Source organism: Solirubrum puertoriconensis, assembly GCF_001483135.1.
GTDB classification, from domain to species: Bacteria; Bacteroidota; Bacteroidia; order Cytophagales; family Hymenobacteraceae; genus Solirubrum; species Solirubrum puertoriconensis.
In genome coordinates this window covers 412606-435965 of record NZ_LNAL01000008.1, presented here as the reverse complement: position 1 = coordinate 435965, position 23360 = coordinate 412606, and the positions used below count along the sequence as shown (strand labels likewise).

General features: G+C 60.8%; 23 protein-coding genes. 12 read left to right on the top strand and 11 right to left on the bottom strand.

Annotation, left to right across the window (positions count from 1 at the left end; all coding sequences use genetic code 11):
• Positions 1-138 precede the first annotated feature (138 nt).
• The 3 genes from arfB to ASU33_RS16030 form a co-directional block, all read right to left on the bottom strand.
• Positions 139-543: an alternative ribosome rescue aminoacyl-tRNA hydrolase ArfB gene (gene arfB / locus ASU33_RS16040; protein ID WP_059071852.1), complete on the bottom strand. Its 405-nt coding sequence runs from the start codon at positions 541-543 to the stop codon at positions 139-141.
• Between the two features lie 24 nt (positions 544-567).
• Positions 568-1017 (bottom strand): hypothetical protein, encoded by a 450-nt coding sequence (locus tag ASU33_RS16035; RefSeq protein WP_059071851.1) that lies wholly within the window; start codon positions 1015-1017, stop codon positions 568-570.
• A 101-nt stretch (positions 1018-1118) separates the two neighbouring features.
• Complete coding sequence (locus tag ASU33_RS16030; protein ID WP_059071850.1) at positions 1119-2045, bottom strand: SDR family NAD(P)-dependent oxidoreductase; 927 nt, start codon at positions 2043-2045, stop codon at positions 1119-1121.
• A 165-nt stretch (positions 2046-2210) separates the two neighbouring features.
• Between ASU33_RS16030 and ASU33_RS16025 the strand changes: the two genes are divergently transcribed.
• The 3 genes from ASU33_RS16025 (at position 2211) to ASU33_RS16015 (ending at position 4700) form a co-directional block, all read left to right on the top strand.
• Positions 2211-2600: a winged helix-turn-helix transcriptional regulator gene (locus tag ASU33_RS16025; RefSeq protein WP_078063190.1), complete on the top strand. Its 390-nt coding sequence runs from the start codon at positions 2211-2213 to the stop codon at positions 2598-2600.
• Positions 2601-2727: 127 nt separating this feature from the next.
• On the top strand, positions 2728-3471 hold the full coding sequence (locus tag ASU33_RS16020; protein ID WP_059071849.1) for a head GIN domain-containing protein: 744 nt from the start codon (positions 2728-2730) through the stop codon (positions 3469-3471).
• A gap of 206 nt (positions 3472-3677) precedes the next feature.
• Positions 3678-4700 (top strand): DUF3667 domain-containing protein, encoded by a 1023-nt coding sequence (locus ASU33_RS16015; RefSeq protein WP_059071848.1) that lies wholly within the window; start codon positions 3678-3680, stop codon positions 4698-4700.
• A 12-nt stretch (positions 4701-4712) separates the two neighbouring features.
• Here ASU33_RS16015 and ASU33_RS16010 read toward each other — a convergent pair whose 3' ends face one another.
• From ASU33_RS16010 to ASU33_RS16000, 3 genes are all read right to left on the bottom strand, one after another.
• A complete protein-coding gene (locus ASU33_RS16010; RefSeq protein WP_149867269.1) occupies positions 4713-5294 on the bottom strand; it encodes a hypothetical protein in 582 nt (193 codons plus the stop codon).
• A 152-nt stretch (positions 5295-5446) separates the two neighbouring features.
• On the bottom strand, positions 5447-5896 hold the full coding sequence (locus ASU33_RS16005) for a hypothetical protein (RefSeq protein WP_059071846.1): 450 nt from the start codon (positions 5894-5896) through the stop codon (positions 5447-5449).
• Between the two features lie 69 nt (positions 5897-5965).
• Positions 5966-8092, bottom strand: a complete 2127-nt coding sequence (locus ASU33_RS16000; protein WP_078063189.1) for an IPT/TIG domain-containing protein — start codon at positions 8090-8092, stop codon at positions 5966-5968.
• Between the two features lie 136 nt (positions 8093-8228).
• Between ASU33_RS16000 and ASU33_RS15995 the strand changes: the two genes are divergently transcribed.
• Positions 8229-8861: a hypothetical protein gene (locus ASU33_RS15995; RefSeq protein WP_149867268.1), complete on the top strand. Its 633-nt coding sequence runs from the start codon at positions 8229-8231 to the stop codon at positions 8859-8861.
• A gap of 48 nt (positions 8862-8909) precedes the next feature.
• On the opposite strand, the gene ASU33_RS15990 is transcribed toward ASU33_RS15995, so the two are convergent.
• Positions 8910-9821: a DUF72 domain-containing protein gene (locus ASU33_RS15990; protein ID WP_059071843.1), complete on the bottom strand. Its 912-nt coding sequence runs from the start codon at positions 9819-9821 to the stop codon at positions 8910-8912.
• Between the two features lie 347 nt (positions 9822-10168).
• Here ASU33_RS15990 and ASU33_RS15985 point away from each other — a divergent pair, with 347 nt between their 5' ends.
• The 4 genes from ASU33_RS15985 (at position 10169) to ASU33_RS15970 (ending at position 14628) form a co-directional block, all read left to right on the top strand.
• Positions 10169-10921, top strand: a complete 753-nt coding sequence (locus ASU33_RS15985; protein WP_149867267.1) for a septal ring lytic transglycosylase RlpA family protein — start codon at positions 10169-10171, stop codon at positions 10919-10921.
• A 169-nt stretch (positions 10922-11090) separates the two neighbouring features.
• Entirely contained in the window at positions 11091-11582 is a 492-nt protein-coding gene (locus tag ASU33_RS15980) for a hypothetical protein (protein WP_149867266.1), read from the top strand.
• A 219-nt stretch (positions 11583-11801) separates the two neighbouring features.
• Positions 11802-14243 (top strand): penicillin acylase family protein, encoded by a 2442-nt coding sequence (locus ASU33_RS15975; protein ID WP_059071840.1) that lies wholly within the window; start codon positions 11802-11804, stop codon positions 14241-14243.
• Positions 14244-14262: 19 nt separating this feature from the next.
• Positions 14263-14628, top strand: coding sequence for a hypothetical protein (locus tag ASU33_RS15970; protein ID WP_059071839.1), 366 nt, complete (start codon positions 14263-14265; stop codon positions 14626-14628).
• Positions 14629-14740: 112 nt separating this feature from the next.
• Here ASU33_RS15970 and ASU33_RS15965 read toward each other — a convergent pair whose 3' ends face one another.
• Positions 14741-15970 (bottom strand): alpha/beta hydrolase family protein, encoded by a 1230-nt coding sequence (locus ASU33_RS15965; protein WP_059071838.1) that lies wholly within the window; start codon positions 15968-15970, stop codon positions 14741-14743.
• 203 nt (positions 15971-16173) lie between these two features.
• Between ASU33_RS15965 and ASU33_RS15960 the strand changes: the two genes are divergently transcribed.
• The 4 genes from ASU33_RS15960 to ASU33_RS15945 all read left to right on the top strand — a co-directional run bounded on the left by ASU33_RS15960 (position 16174) and on the right by ASU33_RS15945 (position 19931).
• Entirely contained in the window at positions 16174-16581 is a 408-nt protein-coding gene (locus ASU33_RS15960; RefSeq protein ID WP_059072751.1) for a BlaI/MecI/CopY family transcriptional regulator, read from the top strand.
• Positions 16562-17887: a TonB family protein gene (locus tag ASU33_RS15955; protein ID WP_160328217.1), complete on the top strand. Its 1326-nt coding sequence runs from the start codon at positions 16562-16564 to the stop codon at positions 17885-17887. Before ASU33_RS15960 ends, ASU33_RS15955 begins: the two co-directional genes overlap by 20 nt.
• 147 nt (positions 17888-18034) lie before the next feature.
• On the top strand, positions 18035-19075 hold the full coding sequence (locus tag ASU33_RS15950; RefSeq protein WP_149867265.1) for a hypothetical protein: 1041 nt from the start codon (positions 18035-18037) through the stop codon (positions 19073-19075).
• Between the two features lie 169 nt (positions 19076-19244).
• Positions 19245-19931 carry a DUF3575 domain-containing protein gene (locus tag ASU33_RS15945; protein WP_160328216.1) on the top strand — a complete coding sequence of 229 codons (687 nt, stop codon included), beginning with the start codon at positions 19245-19247 and terminating at the stop codon, positions 19929-19931.
• A gap of 132 nt (positions 19932-20063) precedes the next feature.
• On the opposite strand, the gene ASU33_RS15940 is transcribed toward ASU33_RS15945, so the two are convergent.
• The 3 genes from ASU33_RS15940 to ASU33_RS15930 all read right to left on the bottom strand — a co-directional run bounded on the left by ASU33_RS15940 (position 20064) and on the right by ASU33_RS15930 (position 23359).
• The gene (locus tag ASU33_RS15940) at positions 20064-21635 is read right to left on the bottom strand and encodes a DHA2 family efflux MFS transporter permease subunit (protein WP_059071835.1); all 1572 of its coding nucleotides are present in this window, start codon (positions 21633-21635) and stop codon (positions 20064-20066) included.
• A 124-nt stretch (positions 21636-21759) separates the two neighbouring features.
• The gene (locus ASU33_RS15935) at positions 21760-22878 is read right to left on the bottom strand and encodes an HlyD family secretion protein (protein ID WP_059071834.1); all 1119 of its coding nucleotides are present in this window, start codon (positions 22876-22878) and stop codon (positions 21760-21762) included.
• A 46-nt stretch (positions 22879-22924) separates the two neighbouring features.
• Positions 22925-23359, bottom strand: coding sequence for a universal stress protein (locus ASU33_RS15930; RefSeq protein WP_160328215.1), 435 nt, complete (start codon positions 23357-23359; stop codon positions 22925-22927).
• Position 23360 lies beyond the last annotated feature (1 nt).

Genomic DNA, 23360 nt, shown 5'->3' with positions numbered 1-23360 from the left:
GAGGCAGAGTTAATCAGGATAAAGCTAGGCCAAAGCGCCGCCTAACCGCGCGTGTCAGCGCTGCTGTTTAGGCTGAGGCTACGCGCCCCACAACGCAGTGGCAATTTGGCTGCCTTGGGCCACAAACAGGCAACTGCCCTAGTAGTCGCCGCGGCGGTTGGCTTTTTTCTCCGACTGCCGCCGCTTGCCTTCGAGGCGCTGGCGCACGGCTCCGGCGCTGGGCTTAGTAGCCTTGCGGGCCTTGGGCCGGTGGAGGCTGCGCTGCAGCAGCTCGTAAAATTTCTCTACAGCCAGCTCTTTGTTGCGCTGTTGGCTGCGCGACTCCTGCGCCGTAATGATGAGTACGCCATCGGCCGTTAGGCGCGAAGCCAGCTTCTCGAGCACCCGCTGCTTTTGCTCATCGGAGAGCAAGGCCGAGGCCTGGGGCTGAAAGCGCAGCTCTACTTTGGTTTCTACCTTGTTCACGTTTTGGCCACCCGGGCCGCTGCTGCGGGCCGTTTGAAATTGAAGCTCAGGCAAAAAGGCATCGGGCGGAGGAAGCATAGCAACAAGGCAGAACAGGTACGATTAGCGGGCGGCAGCGCTACCCAACAGCTGCTGGGCCAACGCCCAGCCCAGCACACCTAGGCGGGCGCTCCAGGCTACGGTGCGCAGCCAGTTGGTGCGCACCAAGCCGTATACGGCAACGTGGCTACCGCCGTCGGCGGCCAAGCGGTTGTGCAGCGGCACCGATACAAAGAACGTAACCGCCCACACAAACACCACCAGCCCCAGGCTCCACCAGCCAGCGGCCGAACGCGCTACCCACGCCCACCACGCGGCTGCGGCCAGCTCGGCCACCATGGGCGCCATTACTACCCATCCCATTCGGCCCAAGTGCGCTTGGTGGTAGGCCCGAAAGCCCTCGGACGGTACCAAAGCAAACCCCGGGTAGTGCACGAGCTGCACCGTCCAGATTACGCCGGTGAGGTAGGCCGCAAGGGCAAAGTTGAGGAGCAACAACAGCTTATCGGGCATGATTTAATCAGTATCGGGAATACATACGCAAGCCATAACAAAAAGCCCCCGCCGGCGGATTGCCGGCGGGGGCTGGGTGGCATTGTTGCCTACTCCAAGCCTTAGACCACCGGCTGCGCGGCGCCAGCAGCGGCCTGGTACGCGGGCGCAAACACCTGCTGGGCAAACTGCTCGAGCGTGGTAGTCGTGGTGTTTTCGGGCGTGCGCACCTCGTGCACCATTGCTTTTTCGGCGTTCAGCGTTTGCGTCATTTCGATGTACAAACCGGCCATCGACTCCGACAAACCAGCGCCCATCATGCCCTGCTTGGCTTGGTCGTAGGGGAACTGCACGTAGGGCAGCTCGGGGCGGCCAATCGCAGCGGCCAAAATGGCGGTAACCTCCTGCATGGAGTAGTTGCGCGGCCCGAGTAGCAGGTGCGCATGCTGGCCCCCGGGCAAGGCCGGCCCGGCAAGCAGTGCGGCGGCGTAGGCAGCAATATCCTGGGTGGCAATCATCGGGAAAGACACCTCGGGGCGCGTGGCCGAACCGTTGATGCCCATGCCGAGAATCAGCCCGATGTTGGGCAGGAAGTTTTCCATGAAGTAGGCTGGGCGCAAGTGCACGACATTCAGGCCCTCGATGGCGTTGAGGCGTTGCTCCTGCCGGTGTACGCCTACAATGGGGCCGGTGCCCTCGGGCAAATCGGCCGCAATGCTGCTTAGGTTTACGGCTTGCTGCAGCCCCGAGGCGCGCACGGCCTCGGCAATGGCTTGCCCTAGGGCGTCCTGATAAGCCAGGTTATCGGGGGCCGTTACGTTGGGAGGCAGCAGCAGGAAAGCGGCATCGGCTCCGCGCAAAACGTCGGTCAGGAACGCTACGTCGCTGAGCTGCCCGGGGCGTACCTCGGCTCCGGCTTGGCGCAGGGCCTCGAGGTGCTCGGCCGAGCGGGCAACGGCCGTTACGCGGTGGCCGCGGCGCAATAGTTCGTGGGCAAGGTGGCCGCCAATGTTACCGGTGGCGCCCGTAACTACAATGTGCTTAGTCATAACAAGGGTACGTGTTGGTTGAATGCGAAAAGCCAAACCAGGCACCTAGGCCGCGTTGGCAGTTCAAAGGACGCTGCTTACCTTCGCTTTAAGCAAGTACCAACTAAAAAGTAGGCTACCTACCTTTGGGTTAGTTATGCTGATAATCAAGCACATTATTTTGCTATGGAGAAGCAAACCAAGCAACAGATAGCCGAGGCCGAGTGGAAAACCTGCCGCGAGGCGCCGCCCCTCAACGCCTTTTGCCCGGTGCGTACTACCCTCAACGTGCTGGGTGGCAAATGGAAATTGCTCATCCTCTCCTACTTGCTTGAAGGCCCGCGCCGCTACGGCGAGCTGAAGCGCCTGGTGCCCGAAATCACGGAGAAGATGCTGATTCAGGAACTGCGCGAGTTGGAGCTCGATGCCATTGTGCAGCGCACCGTGTACCAGCAGGTGCCGCCCAAGGTAGAGTACCACCTCACCGAGCACGGCCGGCGCGTTCAGCCCCTTTTCGAAGCCCTCATTGGCTGGGGGCAGGGCTACTTGCAGCGCGAGCAGGTGCTTACCACCTAGGCCTCCGGCGGGCATGCAAGGCCACGGCTTAGCACACCGGCGTTTTGTTTTCGGCAAGCCCAGGCAACTGTATCAAGGTTAGCTACATCTGCTATCTTGAATACTCTAACCGCTAACAGCCTCGGCCATGAAAACCCTACTCCTACCCTTGCTCACTTTGCCACTGGCCATGTTGGCTACCCTGCCGGTTTACCAACCCGTTGCAGCGGTTGCTCCCGTTGTTGTTGCCGCGCCCGAGCAAACCCGCGACGTGCGCCAGGTACCGGCCTTCACGCGGTTGTCGCTGGCTACATCGGCCGAGCTGATTTTGGTGCAAGGCGCCACGCAGAAGGTAGAGCTGGTAGGCAACCCCGACGACTTGCGCGAGATTGAAACCGCCGTGAAGGACGGCCGCTTGCGCATTGGCCTGCCCGAAGGCCGCTGGAAAAACTGGGGCGGCTTTAAGTCGCCCGTAAAGGTGTACGTAACCATGCCGCAGATCGAAGCTTTGGGCGTGAGCGGCTCGGGCAGCATACGGGCCGAGCAGCCGTTACGCGCCGCCGCGCTCGATTTATCGGTGAGTGGCTCGGGGGCGTTGCGCGTGCCCGTAACCGCCGAGCGCCTGCAAGCCCACGTATCGGGCTCGGGCAGCATGCGGCTCAGCGGCAACAGCCCCGCCGCCGATGTGCACATCAGCGGTTCGGGCCGCATCGACGCATCGGAGCTGAAAACCAATAGCTGCACGGCCCACATCAGCGGCTCGGGCAACTGCCGCATTGGGGTTGCGCAAACCCTCGACGCTCGCATTAGCGGCTCGGGCAGCGTTTACTACACGGGCTCGCCGCGCATTACCTCGCGCATTTCGGGCAGCGGCCGCGTTACCAAGGTGTAGCTTGCCGAGCGCATTGGCTTACCTAGGGCTGCGGTTGGCACGTGCCGGCCGCAGCCCTAGGTGCTATTAGCTGCGCCCCGTAGTGGTGCGCTGTGCCGCCAGAAAGCGGCATATTTGGCCGTAGCGCAACGCGCAAAAAGCACGGCTGTAGCGGCGGAAATGCTTACTTGCGCCCACGGCCAATTAGCCGCTGACTTCAAGCTTTTATGGCGCACACTCCGCACCGGTCGCCCGCTTGTGCCAATTGCGGCTACGATTTTGTGGCTGCGGGCGGCCCCAACAGCTTTTGTCCCAACTGCGGGCAGGAAAACCACGACCTAAACCTCTCGTTTGGGCACTTGGTCGAGGAAACCCTCGAGGGCTTGTTTCACTTCGATAGCAAGTTCTTTCGCACGCTGGGGTTGCTGCTATTTCGCCCCGGGCGCCTCACGCGCCTGTTCAACCTAGGGCACCGCGTGGCCTATGTACCGCCTATCCGGTTGTACGTGTTCACCAGCTTTATTTTCTTTTTGCTGGTGGGCCTGCTGATGGGCCACGACGAGCGGCGCCTGGTGGATACGACCACACAGGCCTCGCAGGCAGCAAACGCGGCGCTCGATAGCACCCGGGCTGCCGTAATTCAGGCCCGCCCCGGCCTCGATCCCAACATCCTGGCCCGGGTTCCCAACAACATCGACTCGATAGAAGTGGGGCGCGTACGCTTTGGCACCGCCGAGCTGGAGCGCTATGCCCGCAACCCCAGCCCCGAGCGCACCGATTCGCTGATTCGCAGCAAGGGCGTGGAGCCAACGTTCCTGAACCGCCTAGCCCTGCGCCAGTGGGCACGCGTGCGCGAATCGACGGTGGACCAAGTACGGCAGCGCCTCACCAAAAACGCGTCCATCTCGATGTTCGTGCTAATGCCGCTGTTTGCCTTGCTGCTCAAGGGCGTGTACGTGCGGCGCAAGCGGCTCTACATCAACCACCTGGTGTTTTCGCTGCACCTGCACTGCTTTTTGTTTGTGCTGGTACTCGCAGGCATGCTCTGGACGGAGTTCGTGAAGAACGATTGGTTTGATTGGGTACTTACACTGGCTCCGCCGGTGTACCTGGTGCTAGCCTTGCGCCACGTGTACGAGCAAGGATGGCCGAAAACCTTTGCCAAAGCATTGGTGGTATCGGTGGCTTACCTGCTGATTATCGGCTTTGTGATGACGTCGGTGCTGCTGCTCAGCTTAGCGCTGCTGTAGTTCACCTAGGGCTTAATTACCAAACAACCCGTCGAAGAAGCCGCCCGAATCGTTTTTGCGTTTGGTTTTCGACTTGCGCTTACGGTCCTTGTCGTCGCCGTCGCCGCCGCCAAACAGGCCGCCCATAAAGGGCTTCTCTTTCTCTTTCACCAGCACGTAGCGCACCGATACGGCCGTGGGAAAGCGAAACCAATCGTCGTTGTTGATTTCGTAAGTCGGCTTGAAGTCGAACGACACCAGCAGCGAGGTGATGGGCAGCTTCCACTCCACGCCCACAATACCATCGAGGCCGCCCACGGTGCCGTTGTCTTTGTGGCGGCCTAGGTGGGCGCCCGCGCCTAGGTAGTAGTTAAGGCTGCGGCCCAGCAACGGAAAGTGCTGCTCGGCCAGAATGGTACCGGTTACTTCGCGCGAGTTCAGTAGGCCCAGGCCTTCGAGGGTGGTTTTTTCGAAGATGCGCTGCTGCACCGTGAGGCCGTAATTGCCGGCTCCAATGCGCACGCCGGCTGCGGTGCGGTATTTCTGGGCTGCCGCTGGCAGCGCAACAACTCCTAGGGCAAAAGGCAGAACAGAACGCAGAAAAGCAAAACGCATGTACAACGGGGGCTAAGCGGAGGCTCTTAAACGTAGAGCGGCCGGCAAAAGTACAGGCCTCGCTGCAGCTTTGCGGCAAAAAGCCGAGCCCGTTCCGGCGCTCGGCTTTGGTATTGAGGCACAGAGCACCGCCACCAGTGGGCCCCTACGTGCTACTTAGTTTGGCCGACGAACACGAACGAGCCGAACGGGCTGTCGGTAACACACTCCATTTTCACTTTTTGTCCCTGCCACAACGTGGAGTTGGGCTTGTGGCCCGGTGTGCCGGGCCCGTATGCAGCAGTCAGGGCTTTCAGCACCGGGGCGGCATTATTGGCGCCGTCGATGGTCAGAATCACCTCCCTGAGTTGGCCGTTGTAGAAGCCGTACACGATGCCTTTCAGCTTACCACCCCCATACGAAAGGTCGTCGGTGGGGCGGGTATACAGTTGGTATTCCGACTTTTGCTTGCTAATGCACACCATTCCTGGATAAGCACTGATGCTCTTACCGAACACATCGTTGCCAAAGCCGTTTTTGGCGTCCAGATCGGCCACCGATTGCGCTTTCAGCCCGAAAGCGGCGAATACAAGTAGTAGCGAGATGAGCAGTTGTTTCTTCACCGGCCAAAAATACAGGATTTGCGGCGTCGCTAGGCGGCGCTGGCCCTTGGGAGCGTTGGCACCAGCAAGCTATTCTACCTGAATAAACGGCACCGTGCCCTTTTGGCTACCGGCTTCCCAGCGAATCAGGTACCAACCGGCGCGCAACTGCGGCAACGAAATGAGTATTTGAGGATTGAAACCAGCCTGCGGTACCGTGTAGGCCGCTCCCCCGTAGTAACGCCCTACGGCATCGTAGAGGCGAATGATGAGGTTATCGGTACCAGCTGCGTTGAGAGCCACGTAAGCCTCGGAGCCACGCCGGGGGTTGGGGTACAGCGCAAACTCGGGGCCGGGCACCGTCCGGACGGTAATGGGTGCTACCGTGAGGATAAGCCCGTTGCTGAGTTGCACCAGCACGCGGTAATACACCAGCTCGGCCCCCGGGTTGTTGTCGGTGAAGGTGTACGACCCAGCACCCGTAGGCGACACCTGGCCGGCGCGCGTCCAGTTTTGCTGGTTGTCGGTGCTGCGCTCCACCACGTAGTTGCGCACGTTGCACTCTTCGCGCACGCTCCAGGTAAGCAGTACGCGGGGCCCCGCGGTTTGGGCCGAAAGCGTGCCCGTAAGCGGGGCGGGTATCATGGGCGCCGCGCCACAGTTATCGGGCGCAAAGCTGCGCTGCAACACCGTATAGCCGCCCTGTATGTCGCGGTCGAAATCGAGGGTGCGGTTTACCTGCCCACGCCCGATGGCGTAGTGCATTACGGCTGCCGGCCGGCCGGCAGCCGCCGGGGCGATAATGTGTGAAAGCTGATGGCCATGACCCAGCTCGTGTACCGCCACCGACTCGAAGTCGATTTGCAACGAGGTGGGCACCGCGGGCCCAAACTGCCAGGCCGTGCCATCGTCGTAGAGCATGTCAATCTCCTTCACCCAAAACCGAATCTGCCCGTTGGCGTCGCGGCACCCCAAGAAGTAGCTGGTGGTGCGGCCCAGCACCTGCGCAGGCAGTTCGCTGCCTTGGTCGAATTCCAGCGCGTTCACGTCGTCGGAGGCAATGCCGCGGCTGGTGCGGGTACTGCCCATTTCCCAGTTAATGGCCGTTTGGCAGCGCCAACTGGCCAAAGCCCGGCTGAATGCCTGCATGGCCGCCGCGTTTTGGGCAAACCCCGGATCGGGCTGAAAAGAGTAGCCACCGCGCCGGTTTTGATCGAAGTGCTCCGTCGGAAACAACGCCAGGCTGTTGCTTTCCTGCACGTTGGATATGGCGTACAGCACTGTAATACTGAGCGCGCTGCTGGTGCTTTGGTTGTCGGCCGTGTTCACGCGGATGTTGCCTGTGCCGGCTGGCTTGCCTTGGTCGGTAAACGAGGGCACGCGTACCTGAATGCGCGTATCCGACCACGACACGATTTCGGAGTTTGGCGCCCGTGTAAACGATGAGCCACCATCGTCGGCATTGCGGAAATCGACACTGCCCGTTGTGGCCCCAAAACCAGTGCCGTTGATGGTAAGCACCGTGCCGGTGCCCGCCGTTACGGTAAGCGGCGCAAGGGTAGTAATTACGGGGGCCGTTACGCGCTGCGCGGTGGTGGGGCGCAGGCGCTGGGCCACGGCCGTCGTAAGCGCGCTATTGGCCTCCAGCAAACGCAAGGCCTGCCCCGTAAAGGCCAGCTGCTGCCGGTAAAAGCTCTCGTCGAGTAGCGGGTACTGCCGAAAGGGCTCGGTGGCCGTTGCGGCCGCTACATCGTAGCGAATAAACCCTTGCAGGCTGCCGTAGGGCGTGAAGGCGTTTGGCTCGGCAACGCCTCGGAAAGCAGCAGGCTGCAGAAACAGCAGGCCCTGCTGGCCCACTTTCAGGGCCAGCGTATTGGTTATGGATTCGCGCTCAAGCTCCACTGTACCGCCTTCGGTTATCACCGTCAGCGGCTGCCCTGCTACCCATTGGCCTTTCAGCAGCTTATATACGCGCAAGGTGTTGGCGGTGAAGATGTGGCGGTGCTCACGGTCCCAGAAACTGCGTTGGGCAACTACTTCAGCCTCTACTACCAGCGTAGCACGTTGGGCTCGTTCGGCAGGATCGAGCGGCAGCAGCAGGCACGAAGTAGCCGACGCCGCAGCAACCAGCGGTTGCTGCGCCGCAGCGGGGCTGGCGAGGACCGCTGCCAGGGCCATTGCCCAAGCACCACGCCGCAGGGTAAAAAATGTATGCATAGCCGGAAATATCGGGTTCAGTAGTAAGACAACAACATACGAACAAATAGGCCTGGGTGGCTTGCTTACCCGCTATGCAACTTGTCGCTTGATTTCGGCCTCGTGTGCTTACCTACAACCACCAAACGCATTATTTGTGCATAAACTGTTGTTACCCGCTGCAGGCTTGCTGCTGAGTCTGCCGTTATCCACCACCGTCGCCCTAGGTCAGTCGCCCGCCCCTGATTCGGCCCGAACCGCTACCGCAGCGCCTCAAACCATGTTCAAGCTCGGGCTCGATGTTGCCGAGGTTACGGGTAGCTGGTATGGTTTTGCCGTACCGCTATACCTAGGCGCCGAGCGGCCACTGGGCCGCCACTTTTCGGCCACGGTCGATGTAACCTCATCTATCGGTTTTCGGCGCAAGCCCCAATTAGCCGAACTCAGTGGCTCGTTGGGCGTGCGCTACTACTACAACCAAGCGCGCCGGCAGCGGCTAGGCAAACCTACCCAACGCCTAGGCGGCACGTACTTGCAGGCGCAGTTTACCAATACTTTTAACCGCACGGGACTCTGGACCTACCCAACAGAGGGGCCCGCCTACTTTAGCCACCAACCCAGCGCCGAGCTGTTTTGGGGCTGGCAGCGGCGCTTCGGGCGCTACGGCTTTGTTGATGCCGCCGCCGGCCTGCGCCTGCTGCCCAACTGGAGCTACCGCAACTCACCGGAGCCACGCTACCGCTGGCAGCCCGAAATAGGCCTACGCGTGCGTGCTGGCTTAGCGTTCTAACCATCAGCGGCACCTAGGCGCAGCGTTGCTGCGCCTAGGTGCCGCTAACTAAAACAGCTTGCCCTGCACAGGCTGCACCACCAACTTAGGTGCGGGCAGCTCGCGGCCCGTAAGCTTGCCCAGGCGCTGCAAAAAGTACTGCGCCCACACCGGGGCATCGTTTACCTCGCGCTGGTGAATAAAGAAATACACCTGCTGCAAGCCGCTTTGCAGCCAAGCGGCCAGGCGCTCGGCCCAGGCATCGGCGCGGAGGTAATCGGAGCGGTGCAGGGCGTGGCCATTAAAGCGGACAAAGGCCACGGGCGTGGTCAGGCGCTGGTGCAGCACATCACGGCGCCCGGCCACGTCGCTGATTACCCAGGTTTTACCTAGGGCCTCGAGCAGGGCTGCGGTTTCGGCAAGCAGGCCTTTGTCGTGGTACCAGGCGGGGTGGCGCAGCTCTACGGCCAAGGGCAAGTGTTGGGGCCAGTCGAGCAAATACCGCTCGAGCCTAGGTAGCTGCTGCGGCGCAAAGTGGGGCGGCAACTGCAAAAAGGCCATGCCCAACTGCTCGCCCAATCCCTCGAGGGCCCGACAAAACGAGTTGGTGAGGTCTTCGGCCCGAAACAGCTCCCGATCGTGGCTGATACTTTGCGGCACTTTGGGGCAAAAGCGAAAGTGCTCAGGCACAACTTGGCGCCAGCGCCGCACCATGTCGGCATCGGGAATGCGGTAATGCGTTACGTTCACCTCGAGGCTGTTGAACTGCTTGGCGTACCACGTCAGTTGGTCGGCCTCGCGCAAACCCAGGGGGTACCACTGGCCTAGCCACGAACGGTTGGTCCAGGTGGGGCAGCCCACCCAGATCCCCGCCGGCTCGGCAAGTGAGGTGGCGCGGGCCAGCACAGGAGCGGTATCGGGGTGGTCGGGCGGCAGGGTAAAGTCAAGCCCACGCACATCGGGTAAGCGGCCAAAATCCATGTTCAAACCTACGCAATGCCAAGCTGGGAGGCTGTTACTCCCTTACACAAAATTTTGGTAATTACCAACCGGGTTTTGAACAAAACCCCGAGGCTCGACAGTAACTTTTTTCAGCGGCAGATAATCTTATTTCTTGCTGAGTTAGCCAATTATCCATATAGAATCCTAAATCGCCCTAAGCGGAACACAATCGGCTATTTTTCCTTCGATCATTAATAACCTTAAATGCAAATTTTCTGGCCATAGCACAATTTTCAACAATTCTGCTTAGGTTACACCGCTTGGGTATTTGGATTGTATTCCGGCGAGGCCAATAGTTTTGGCCTGTTCACCAAAGCAGAGAATCAATGAAGTCTAACCAACGACAGAACCTCTCGGGCTTGCTGATGATGTGGCTGGTAGCCCTGCTGCTACTGGCTGGCTCATTCCCCACCCTGGCCGACGATACGCCCACCGCAACTGCCTCGAAGAATGCCGTGCTACGCGGCCGGGCTTCGTGGTACGGACGCGAGCACCAAGGCAAACGCACGAGCAACGGCGAGCGTTTCGACCGCAACCAATACACCTGCGCACACAAAACCCTGCCCTTCGGCACCCGCCTGCGCGTAACCAACCCCCTCAACGGCAAAGCCGTGGTAGTGCGCGTAACCGACCGCGGCCCCTACCGCCACCAGCGCATCCTCGATTTATCGGAAGTAGCAGCCCGCCCGCTGGGCATTGTGCAGCTGGGCTCGGCCGGGGTAGTTGCCGAGATAGTACCCGCCGACACCCCCCTAGGGCCGGTAGCCGGCGTAGCTAGCGTGCCTGCCGAACAGGAAACCGACATCGTCGTTACGGAAACCTCGCCCGAGCCCGCCGAAACCTACGTGGTGCAGGCCGGCACGTTTGGCGAGTTGCGTAATGCCGAAGCTCTAGCGGCCCAAATCAAAGCCCTCGACGCGCAGTTGCCCGTAGCTGTGCGCACCGACAACGTAAACGGCCGCGCCCTGAACCGCGTGATCGTGGGCGAGCGGCTGCCCCGCCCGCAAGCCGACGAGTTGTGGCAGCGCCTGCAGAACCGCGGCATTAGTGGGTTGGTACGTCAGGCCGAAAATCTGTAGCACGCTTACTCTCCCCCTTCTTTCATCAGCAAGCTTCACAAGCGGCCCTGGTTGCACTGCGCAGCCGGGGCCGCTTGCTTATTGTGCAACCTACTGATGCTTGTTGCGGCTCTTGGTTGCAAGGGCCTACACCACCGTTTGGCCCCGGCATATCTATCCATCATATCTTATGAAGAAAGTTTGTTGTGTTGTGGCTGGCCTACTGTGCTGGCAACTTCCCTCCGTTGCCCAAACCGAAAAGGGCTCCAAGCTCATCGGCCTTTCGGTTGGCGACCTTAACTACGAGCGCCCCAACAATGGATACAGCACGCTGTCGGCGCGATTTATGCCTTCGGCAGGCGTATTTGTGTTGGATAACCTAGCCCTAGGTGCGGGGCTCGACTTAGCTTATTCGCGCTATCAGTTCGGTCAGGCGTCCAACGCCTCGTTTTCCGACCGCACGTTGCAGTACGGGTTAGCGCCATTTGCGCGGTACTACTTCTTAGGCTCGGAGCGCCACAAGTTGTTTGGGCAGCTTACGGCCTCCGCATCTCACATCAGCGCCCGCAGAGTAACCGAATCTTCGGCCGGCGAAAAAACACCGACAAGCAAGGTGGCAGCCTGTTTAGCTACGGTGCTGCGTTGGGCTACAACTACTTCATTACCCCCAACGCCGCGCTAGAAGTATCGGCCGGATACAATTACCGGCGCAACGACTTCGGGCGTGATGGGGGTAACCTTGGGGTACAGGTAGGTTTTAGCGTATTCCTACCTGGGCGCAAATCTGCAGCCGCTGCCGAGTAACTCATTGGCTTGCTCGCGCGCCGCGCCAACCGCCTAGGTTTGCGCGGCGCGTTTTTTTATCGGATGTTGAGGGCAGCTATTGCTAGCTGTTGCTCCTATGCTGCGTTACATCCGGGCCGGTTTGGCTCTTCTGACTACGGGTACCCTGGTGTGGGCCCTGAACACCAACCACGGCGAGGTGCCGGCTTTTGGCAAGTTTCTGAGCCCGTACGAGGGTTTTTGGCGCAACGCCGAAGGCCCCAGCGACTTTGCCGCCGAGCAAACCCTGAAGTTGCCCGGCCTGCAGCAGCCCGTAACGGTGCGCTTCGACGACCAGCGGGTGCCGCACATTTTTGCCCAGAACGACCACGACCTGTACTTCGCGCAGGGCTACTTTACGGCCCGCGACCGGCTCTGGCAAATGGAGTTTCAGACGCACGTGGCTGCCGGGCGCATCTCGGAGGTCGTCGGACCTAGGGCCCTGGAGTACGACCGGTTTCAGCGCCGCATGGGCTTGCCGTACGGAGCCGAAAAGTCGCTGCAGGTGATGATGGCCAACCCCACTACCCGCACGGTGCTGGAGTCGTACACGGCCGGCGTGAATGCCTACATCGGCAGCCTCTCGCCGCGCGATTATCCGCTCGAGTACAAGCTGCTGAACTACGCCCCCGAAGCCTGGACGCCGCTCAAGTGCGCCCTGCTGCTGAAGCTGATGGCCTGGGACCTGAGCGGCCGCTCCGACGATTTGCGCCTCTCGAACGCCCTGCACAAGTACGGCCCCGAGGTGGTGCGCGACTTGTTCCCCGACTACCCCACGCGCGAAGACCCGATTGTGCCCGTTGGCACCCCGCTCGACTACACGCCCGTGAAAACGCCGCCGGTACCCGAGGTATTTGCCGCCTCGGCCTCGGATAAGGTGCCCGCCCGGGAGCCCGACGCCGACCTAGGCTCGAACAACTTTGCCGTGAGCGGCGCGCGCTCGGCCTCGGGCTTGCCCATTCTGGCCAACGACCCGCACCTGCAGCTCAACCTGCCCAGCATTTGGTACCAGGTGCAGCTCGTGGCGCCGGGCGTAAACGTGTACGGCGTTACCATTCCGGGCGCGCCTACTATCATCATCGGCTTTAACCAGGAGGTGGCCTGGGGCGTGACGAACGTAGGCGCCGACGTGCTCGATTGGTATCAGCTGAAGTTCCGAGACAACACCAAGCGCGAGTACTGGCACGACGGGCAGTGGAAGCCCATCCGGCAGGTGGTGGAGCGCATTAAAGTGCGCGGCCTGCCCGAGCGCCTCGATACGGTGCTTTACACCCACCACGGCCCCATCACCTACGACCGCGCCGAGAAAGTATTCAACGAGCAAACACCCATTCGGCACGCCCTGCGCTGGACGGCCCACGAAGGCGGCAACGAGGTGCTCACCTTCTACAACCTCAACCGCGCCCGCAACTATCAGGATTACGCCGCGGCCCTGGGTACCTACGCCTCACCGGCCCAAAACTTCATCTTCGCCAGCAAGCAAAACGACGTGGCCATTTGGCCCAACGGCAAGTTTCCGCTGAAGTGGAAAAACCAGGGCAAGTTTGTGCTCGATGGCTCCAACCCGCAGCACGACTGGCAGGGCTGGATTCCGCAGCAGCAGAATCCGCACGTAAAAAACCCGGCGCGCGGCTTTGTGTCGTCGGCCAACCAGTTTCCGGCCGGTCCCGATTACCCCTACTACCTAGGCTGGAGCTTTGCCAGCTACGAGCGCGGCCACCGCATCAACGAGCGGCTGGCGCGCATGAGCAAAGCCACGCCCGACTCGCTGCGCGTGCTACAGAACGATAACCTGAACCTGCACGCCCAGCTGATGCTGCCGCGTATGCTGGCTTTGGTGCAGCCCGAGCAGCTTACGCCCGCCCAGCGCCGCGCCTACGACGAGCTGCGCCGCTGGAATTACATGCACGATGCCCAAGCCATTGCCCCAAGCATCTTCGATATGTGGTACGCCGAGCTGGTAGATAACATCTGGGAAGACGACTTCGGTCCGGAGGCTACCGGCCTGGAAATGCGCTACCCACCCCGCGACCGGACGGCCAACCTCATCTTGCGCGAAGACACCTCGCGCTGGATCGACGACCGCCGCACGCCACAGCGCGAAACCCTGCCGCAGCTGGCCCTGCAGTCGTTTCGGTTTGCTACCGATTCGCTTACCCGCAAATACGGCGACCTAGGGCCTAAGTGGCGCTGGGCCAACCACAAGAGCACCGACATTTTGCACCTGGCCCGCCTGCCCGGCTTCGGCCGCATGGATTTGGACTGCGGCGGCGGTGCGGCCATCGTGAATGCCACCACCGAGCGCAACGGCCCTTCGTGGCGCATGGTAGTGGCCCTAGGTCCCGAGCCGAAAGCTTATGGCGTATTCCCCGGTGGGCAAAGCGGCAACCCCGGCTCCCGCTACTACGACAACCTGATCGAAACCTGGCGCACGGGCCAGCTCAACGAGCTGATTTACCTGACCTCGCCCACGCAAAAGCACCCGCGCGTGCAAGCTGCCTGGACGCTGCAAAGCCGCTAACCACCTAGCCTTTTCTAGTATGAAACTCTTTTTAGCAATACTGGTGCTGGCGGCCGTACCCCAACTACTCTTGCCTTGGTGGGCGCTGGCCGCAGTGGCCCTGCTCCTAGGTACCTTGCTCGCCCGCCGCGGTGGGCAGGCCTTCCTGGCTGGCTTCGGCGGCGCGGCATTAGGTTGGCTGCTGCCGGCCAGCTATTTGTACGTGCGCAACGGCGGCCACCTGGCCAACCGCGTAGCCGAACTGTTGCCCCTGGGTGGGCAAGGTTGGGCGGTGGTGCTGGTAGCGGCGGTAATTGCGGGGTTGGTGGGCGCCTTGGCCGCGCTGACGGGCTGCTGGCTGCGGGAGGCTATTAGTCCAACTTCTGCCGATACCGTTTCGGCCTAAACTGTCATTCCGAGCGAAAGCGAGGAATCTGGAGTTTTGCGCCGCGTACGGAGCAACCCAGATTCCTCGCTTTCGCTCGGAATGACAACAAGTAATGCCTCAGCGGCTACTCTTAGTAATACTGCGAGATGAAGCCGAAAGCCTCGAGCGTGTAAACCCCGGCCGCGCTAAAGTGGTTGCCGCCCTGAATGGGACGCAGCTGCACCTGCGTGGCTCCCTTGGCGCGCATGGCGTTGTAGGCATCCTGCGAGTTGAAGAAGGGCACGTAGTCGTCGGCGGTGCCGTGGAACAGGGCCAGCGGCGCTTTGGGCTTCCAGTCGTACACGTCGTTGTTGCGGAAGGCGGTGCTCATCGGCGCGTCGTTGTTGGCAAGCACGCTCGTGCGGAACGACTCCGTAAAGAGCTCTTGCACCTGCTTCGGCACCGAGCTGAAAGGGTTGCCCTGCAGCTGCGTGGCGTAGGGCTGGTTATAGTAATGCGTGAGCGGCCGCTTAATGTCGTACACGCGGTTGTAGGTATTCAGCACCCACACGTACGAGTTCAGGAAATTAAGCGGCTCCTGCGAGTTGAGGATATACTTGGCAAAGGCCGTTTTGTGGTAGGCTCCGGCGCCCGGCGCACTGGCCGTAACGGTAAACTCGTTGCTGGCCTGCTCTTCAATCATTTTGTGCAGGGCCATGGTAGCAAAGCCGCCTTCGGAGTAACCCAGCAGAAAATTCTTCTTATTAAGCTGCACCTGCTGCTTTTGGCAGAACTCGCGCGCGGCCCGCAGCATATCCAGCGAAGCCGAAGCCAACGACGGCGCGTGCTCGTAGGGGTGTGGCAGGGCCTTGGAGGCGCCGTAGCCGATGTAATCGGGAGCCGATACGATGTAGCCCGTAGAAGCCAGCACCGACACCGCCGACCATACCTCGCTGCTGGAGCTGTAGTAGGAAGGCGCCATGCCTTCGGATGAAGGCGAGATGGTGCCGTGCTGATAGCTCAGCAACGGCATAGCCTTGGTAGTAACCGGCACCAACAGCGCACCCGAGGCGGTAATGTCCTGCCCATCGGTGTTGCGGGTGCTGTAAGTGAGTTTGTACACCTTAATAGGGTGTTGGGCCAGGGCACCTACCAGCGGCACCGAGGCCACGCGCCCGGCCAGCGTGCGTTGGTCGTACTCGCCAATGAGCGTGCTGCTGATGAGCCGGCCGCCGGTGGGCTCCGGCGCTTGCGGGGTGGCGGGCGGCGCTGGTTTCGCGGCCGATTCTTTCTGACAGCCCGGAGTAGGCGCAAGCAGCAAAGCCGTGGAAAGCAGCCATGTGTAGCGCGCGAACCGGTGAAAAAGCTTGTTGTGTATCACAGAGGAGTAGCTTCTGATTGGTCTTTCCTCAACACCTCAGCAGACAAAAGATTTCATGAGGTGCCAAAAAGCCTACAATGTGGGTGGGCACACGAGCTTGGTTGTTGCCCAAGCTTTTCGTAACGCGCATCAGTCGATTTTAACTAAACCGTTAGTTGCATAACTAAATAATTAGTTATACGTTTAGCCTATTGATGTCGCTCATGGAAAAACTACCCGAACTAACCCGTGCCGAAGAGCAGGTGATGCAGGTGCTCTGGCGCCTAGGGCCGGCCTTTGTGAAAGAAGTGCTGGCTGAAATGCCCGCTCCACAACCTGCTTACAACACGGTGTCCACCATCATCCGCATTCTGGAGCAGAAAGGCTATGTAGGCCACGAAGCTTTCGGCCGCACCTACCGCTACCACGCCTTGGTAGCGCAAGACGACTACCGCCGCCACTCGCTGCGCAAGCTGCTGGGCGGGTACTTCGGCAATTCCTTCGGCCGCTTGGTTTCTTTTTTCGCCAAGGAAGAAAACCTGACCGCGCAGCAACTTGATGAGCTGCTGCGCCACGCTCAACAAGACCTCAACCCCCCCCCCCATCTCGACGATGATGCCAAGCCTGTTTAACTGGATGTGGCAAAGCACCCTGTGCCTAGGTGCTTGCTGGTTGCTGTACTGGGCGGTGCTTCGGCGCGAGTCGTGCTTCGGCTACAACCGCGCTTACCTGCTGCTTACGCCCTTGCTCGCTGCTGTAGCCCCGCTGTTGCCCTGGGAGCAATGGTGGCCCGTAACCATGGCCGTGCGCCAGGTAGGTATGCCTACGGTAGTACTACCGGTGCTGCACGTAGGAGCCTCTCCCGAAACCGCCTCCAGCACAACCAATTGGCTGTTGCGGCTTTATGCAAGCGGCGTGGCACTAAGCCTGCTACTAGTTGGCTTGCGCCTGGGTAAGCTTTGGCTTCTTACGCGCCGCCTACCCGCCGTGGCCCAGCACGGCTACACGCTGCGCCTCACGGGTGGCCACCTACCAGTAAGCTCCTTTGGCCGCACCGTGTATTGGGATGACACCGCCCCGCTTTCGGCCGCCGAGGCCGAGCAGGTGCTGATGCACGAACTAGCCCACGTGCGCCAGGGCCATAGCGCCGACCGCCTGTGGCTTGAGCTCTGCCGCGCGGCCTTGTGGTTCAACCCACTTATGTACCTCTACCCGCGCGCCCTGGAGCTTACCCACGAATACCTCGCCGATGCCGCTGCCCTAGGTAAGCTAGGCGCTAAAGGACCAAGCAGCTACGCCCGTTTGCTGGCCCAACAGGCTACCGCTGCCTGGCAATCGGCCCCTGCACTTGCCCACACCTTCGCCACTTCCAACACCCTAAACCGCATTCGTATGCTACACCACCTCCCACGTACCGCGGCTTGGCGCAAATGGGCCGTACTGCCGGTGGCAGCCACCTTGCTCATGCTAGTGGCCTGCGAGAAGATGCACTCGCTCGGCACACCGCCGCCCCCACCTCCGCCACCGCCCGCTCCCGAGGCACCAGCAGCCCCGCCAGCGCCACCCGTTCCGCCGATGTACAGGGGCTCCGGTGAGGTACACAGCCTAGTCGACAAGATGCCGGAATACCAAGGCGGCATGTCGCACCTGATGAATGACCTAGGCACTACTGTGAAGTACCCCGCCGAAGCGGCCGCGGCAAAGCTTACGGGCAAGGTGTTCGTGAACTTTGTGGTGGAGCCCGATGGGCAGATAAGCGGTGCCGAGGTGCAGAAAGGCATCGAAGCAGCCAACAAGGCCCAGCAACCCCTAGCCGACGCCATGAACCAGGCCGCGTTGCGCGCGGTGCAGCAGTTGCCTGGCCGCTGGGAGCCGGGCTTACTTAATGGCAAGCCGGTGCGGGTTGCTTACACCATTCCTATTTCGTTTGCACTATAAGCTATGCGAGTTAAACCGGTCTGCCCCGTAATCGTGGCAGACTGTTTTTTTAATGACGATTTAATTGCGCCGCGGTGCATTCTGAAGAAGGGTTCCTGAAAAAGGCCCTAACTTTGAGACAGTCTTCTGCCCATCAACCGCTTACTAGTGACTGATTTCGCTTACGCTTCCCGCTTAAAGGCCGTTGTGCTTCCGGCACTTGGCCTGTTTCTCACCACCCTGCTTCCCGGCTGCGGCACCCGCACCGATGCCGAGGGCAATGCCGCTACCACGGAGGCCACCGAGGCTGCTGCAGCCAAACCGGCAGTTGTCGACACGGTGAAGCTGAAGCTCGAGGCCATGCGCCGCGATTCGCTCAAGGCCGATTCCATCGTGAAAGCCAGTGGGCAGTTGCCGGGCGCTATTTTGCCAGGTAAGCGCATTATTGCGTTCTACGGCAACATCCGGGCGAAGGGCATGGGCATTTTGGGCCGCGAACCCAAAGAGCAGATGCTGGCCAAGTTCCGCCGCGTGCAGAAGGAGTGGCAGGAAGCTGACCCTTCGATACCGGTTCAGCCGGCCTTGCACAACGTAACCATCACGGCCCAGGGCAGCCCCGGCGCCGATGGCAAGTACCGCCTCATGAACTCCAAGGCCACCATCGAGGAGGTTATCAAGTGGGCGCGCGAAAACAACTGCATTCTGTTCCTGGACGTGCAGGTGGGCTGGAGCGACTTGGAAACCGAGTTGCCGAAGCTGGAGCAGTACCTGAAGTCGCCGGACATTCACCTGGGCATCGACCCGGAGTTTGCTCTCAAAACCAAGAAGGTTAAGCCCAACCGCAAAATCGGTACTTACGACGCCAAGGACGTAAACTTTGCCATTAACTTCCTGGCGCGCATCGTTTCGGAAAACAAGCTGCCCCCGAAGGTGCTTACCGTGCACCGGTTTACGCAGGGCATGATTACCAACTACAAAAACATCAAGCTCGATCCGCGCGTGCAGGTGGTAATGCACATGGACGGCTGGGGCAACCCCGTCCTGAAGAAGGACTCGTACCGCGACTACATCGTGAAGGAGCCCGTGCAGTACACCGGCTTTAAGCTGTTCTACGAGTACGACCCACGCCCGGCGCCCCACCACATGATGACGCCCAAGGAGGTACTGGCCGAGCTGGACCCCAAGCCCTTGTACATTCAGTATCAATAGGTTTACAAGCCTCATCAACAAAAGGGCCGCTGCACGTGCAGCGGCCCTTTTTGCTTGCCTAGGTGGAGCGCGGCTCCTTGGCACCTAGGCGGCTTCGGGCTACATGTTTATGTGGTAGCGAATTGCCTTACCGTCGAGCTATCTTTAGGCCAACGCCTTAATTATGCTTATGCGCCTTTCTACTCTTGCGGCTACGGCCGGTTTAAGTATCGTTAGCTTACTGATGCCCACGGCAGCCCTGCACGCGCAAGACGCGCCGCGCAACATTATCAAAATTGCTCCGCTGGGTTGGATACACGGGCAGGAGCCGTTTTCGGTGGAAACCCGCTTGGGCTACGAGCGGGTGATAAGCCAGCACGGCAGCCTAATGGGCAGCTACTCTTACCTAGGCACCAACTACCCGTTCACGTTCATCGGCGAGGCAGCCCTGAGCGCCACCATCATGACGGCATTTGCCGCCGCTGGGCACGCACGCGTTGTGTGGACGGATGTGAAAACCCGCACAACGGGCCACCGCTACCAGCTGCAGTACAAGTACTACCTAGGGCAGCGGCGGCAAGCGCCGGAGGGCTTCTACGTGTCGCCGCACTTCTCCTACACCAAAGCCCACTACACCTTTGAGGCGCCCGATTTTGCCTACAAAGTGGGCAGCCGCACCGTCAACCGCAACTACAACGTGCTGTTTGGCTACCAGGCCGTGCTGGGCCGCCACTTGGCGGTAGAGCTGTTTACCGGCCTCGGCTACCGCGACAAAACCGAGAAAACCTACGACCAGAACGACAACTACACCGGCACGCGCGAACGGGAAACGCCATTGAAAGTGTCGTCGGGCCTGAACGTGGGCTGGGCCTTTTAGCTCTTTGCTTCGGCGCGCCGGGGCACCACCTAGGGCTTGCCCCAAAACAGAACAGCCCCGACCGAAACCGGCCGGGGCTGTTGCTTTTTCCCGCTGCTAACTCCAAGCTACTCTCCTCTCTCCTGCTTGGGGTTAGTGCGCTGCGTTCAGGTCCACTTTCTCGCCGGGGCGGACCCGTTTGATGAGCAGAATCAGCGGAATGCAGAGCAGGAAAAAGGTACCGATCATCAGGAAGATCTGGCTATAGGTAATCAGGGCGGTTTGCTTCATCAGCATGCCCTCGAGGGCCGCGTAGGCTTGGCGCTGGGCCTGCATAAAGTCGGCGCCTTTCGACATGAAATTGGCTATCAGCCCCTGCATGCGCTGCTGCGTTTCGGGGTCGTAGAGCGAGATGTTCGGCAGCAGCCCCACGCGGTTTTGCATGGTGGTGCGCTCGAGGTAGGTACCCACCAGCGCCACGCCAAAGGAGCCGCCCAACTGGCGAATCATACCGGTGAGGCCTGCCGCCTGGCCGGCGTCCTTGCCGCTCAGCCCCGCCAACGACATGGTAGTAATGGGCAGGAAGAGCAAGCTTAGCCCAAACCCGCGGAGCAGCAGCGGCCAGAAAAAGTCGCTTTCGCCGGCGGTAGGCGAAATCTGCGTGCTCATCCAGTACGAGAACACGAAGAAGATGATGAAGCCCAAGGGCAGGATGAACTTCTGCGAAATGCCCTTTTGGATGGACTTGCCCACAATCGGCATCATGAAGCCCGAGAGCAAAGCACCCGGCAGCAGGATTTCGCCGGTTTGCGCCGCCGTAAAGCCCAGGATGCGCTGGCAAAAAATCGGGAACACAAATACCGAGGCAAACAAGCCGAAGCCCAGGATAAACGACAAGAACGCGCCTACCGACAGGTTGCGGCTTTTGCCCAGCACACGCAGATCGACCACCGGTTGCTTGGCCGTAAGCTCGCGCCATACAAAGCCCGCCATGCCAATGATGGTAAGTAGCGTGAAAGCCAAGATGAAGGCGCTTTCAAACCAGTCTTCCGACTCGCCCTGCTCCAGCACCAGCTGCAACGAGCCCACACCCAGCACCAGCAGGAAGATACCCAGCCAGTCAATTTCACCAATGGGCCGCCGGATGGCGTTCTTGATGCGCTCCGGGTCGCGGATGAACAACACCGTGAAGATGGCGGCCAAGACGCCCACCGGCACGTTCACGTAGAAGATCCAGGGCCAGTCGTAGTTATCCACGATGTAGCCACCTAGGGTTGGGCCGATGGTAGGCCCGATGATGACGCCCATGCCAAACAGCGCCTGGCCTAGGGCCAGCTGCTGGGGCGGGAAGGTATCGATCAGGATAGCCTGCGAGGTAGCCATAAGCGCCCCGCCGCCAATGCCCTGAATAAAGCGGAAGGCTACCAGCTCCCAAATGTTGGTGCTCTGCCCGCAAGCCATGGAGGCCAGCGTGAACAGGATAACCGAGAACAGGTAGTAGTTTTTGCGGCCGAACTGCTCGGCCAAGAAGCCCGTCATCGGAATGACGATGACGTTGGCAATGGCGTAGGAAGCCACTACCCAGCTTACCTCTTGCTGCGTGGCCGATAGGTTACCCATCATTTGGGTAAGGGCCACGTTCACGATGCTGGTATCGATGAGCTCCAGCAGGCAGCACATCACCACCGTGACGACGATGATCCACTTGGTAAATCCGGTTTCCAATGCCTTGGGGTTAAGGCACTATCCTGGGCAGAGCGAAGGCACTTTGCGCGCCGGGCAGCGGCAACCGCCCAACCTCCTCTCTTCTGTTGCAAAGCGCCTTGCTCTGCCCAGGGCGGTGCATGAGTTATTTCACCTGCACAGTAGCCGTCACGCTCATACCGGCGCGCAGCGGGTGCTCGGGGTCTACTTTATCCAGCATAATCTTCACCGGCACGCGCTGCGTCACCTTCACGAAGTTGCCCGAGGCGTTGTCGGGGGGTAGCAGGGCAAAACGGGCGCCCGTAGCCGGCGAGAGCGACTCGATATGGCCGCGGAACTCCTCGTTGGGGTAAGCATCTACCTCAACCTCCACGGGCTGGCCCACGCGCATGTTCTCGAGCTGGGTTTCCTTGAAGTTGGCGATGATCCAGGTGCGGTTGCTGGCTACCAGGCCCATCAGCTGCTGGCCGGGTTGTACTACTTGGCCGGGCTGCACGCCCTTCTTGGCTACCGTACCGTTGGCCGGCGCCTTAATGGTGGTGTAGCTCAGCTGCAACTGCGCGTTGTCGAGGTCGGCCTGGCGCTGCTTTACCACGGCTTCGGCCACGGCTACCTGCTGCTGGGCCGCCGCTACTTGCTGGCGCGCTACTTGCACCTGCTCGGCGGCCGTAGCGCGCTGGGCGGTGGTAGCTTTCAGGTTTGCCTGCACGGCATCCAGTTCGCTCTGCGGAATGATGTCTTCCTTACGCAAGAACTGGCTGCGCTTTAGGTCGCGCTCCAAGCGGGTGCGGTTGGCTTCGCTTACGCCAATGGCCGATTGGGCCTGGCCTACGTTGGCTTGTGCCGTACCCACGGCGGCGCGGGCAGCTACTACGTTGGCTTGTGCGGCGGCCAGGGCAGCCTGCGCGGCATTTACGCGCTGCTGGTAGTCGGCCGGGTCGAGGGTAACGAGCACGTCGCCCTGCTTTACCTGCTGGTTGTCGTCAACCTTTACCTCGAGCACGGGGCCGCCTACGCGGGGCAGCACGGGGTAAATGTCGCCTTCTACTTGGGCGTCGTCGGTTTCTTCGTGGGTTTGGCCAAACTGGTAGCGCTGGTAGCCAAAGTAGCCGCCCACGAGCAGGACCAGGGCCAGGATGATGTATAGAATCGGACGGCGCTTGCTGCCCTCGGGCTGCTCGTCGTAGGCGGTGTCAACGGCGGGCTGGGCCGGGCCGCCAGTTTGCGGAGTGTGGCGGTCTACAACCGGTTCTTGCGTTGCCATTACTTATCGGAAGCGTTGAAGTGAGATATCGAAAGAAGAGTTTGATTTAGGCGGAGCGCCGGTAGGCGTCGGTGCCTTGGGGTTTTACAAGCAGGGTGGCGCACGGCGCGGTGCGCACCACGTACTCGGCAGTATTGCCCATCAGAAAGCGGGTAAGCCCGGTTTGGCCGTGCGAGCCGATAACCATCAGGTCGGCGCCGCTTTCTTCGGCCGCGCGTACTATCTCGCGGGCAGCATCGCCGTGGCGCAGGTGCGTGCTTACGCGGGCCGCACCGGCTTGCCGGGCCACTTGTGCGGCCTGGGCCAGCTCGGCAGTTACATCGAGGCCAGCCTGCTCATCAGCTCCGCTGAGCACGGGTTGCGGCTCCTGCACGTGCAGCAGGCACAGCTCGGCACCGGTGGCGCGGGCCAGTGCTGCCGCGTAGGCGAGCAGCGGCAGCGTGGCAGCCGAAAAGTCAAGCGGACAAAGAACCTTGGACAAG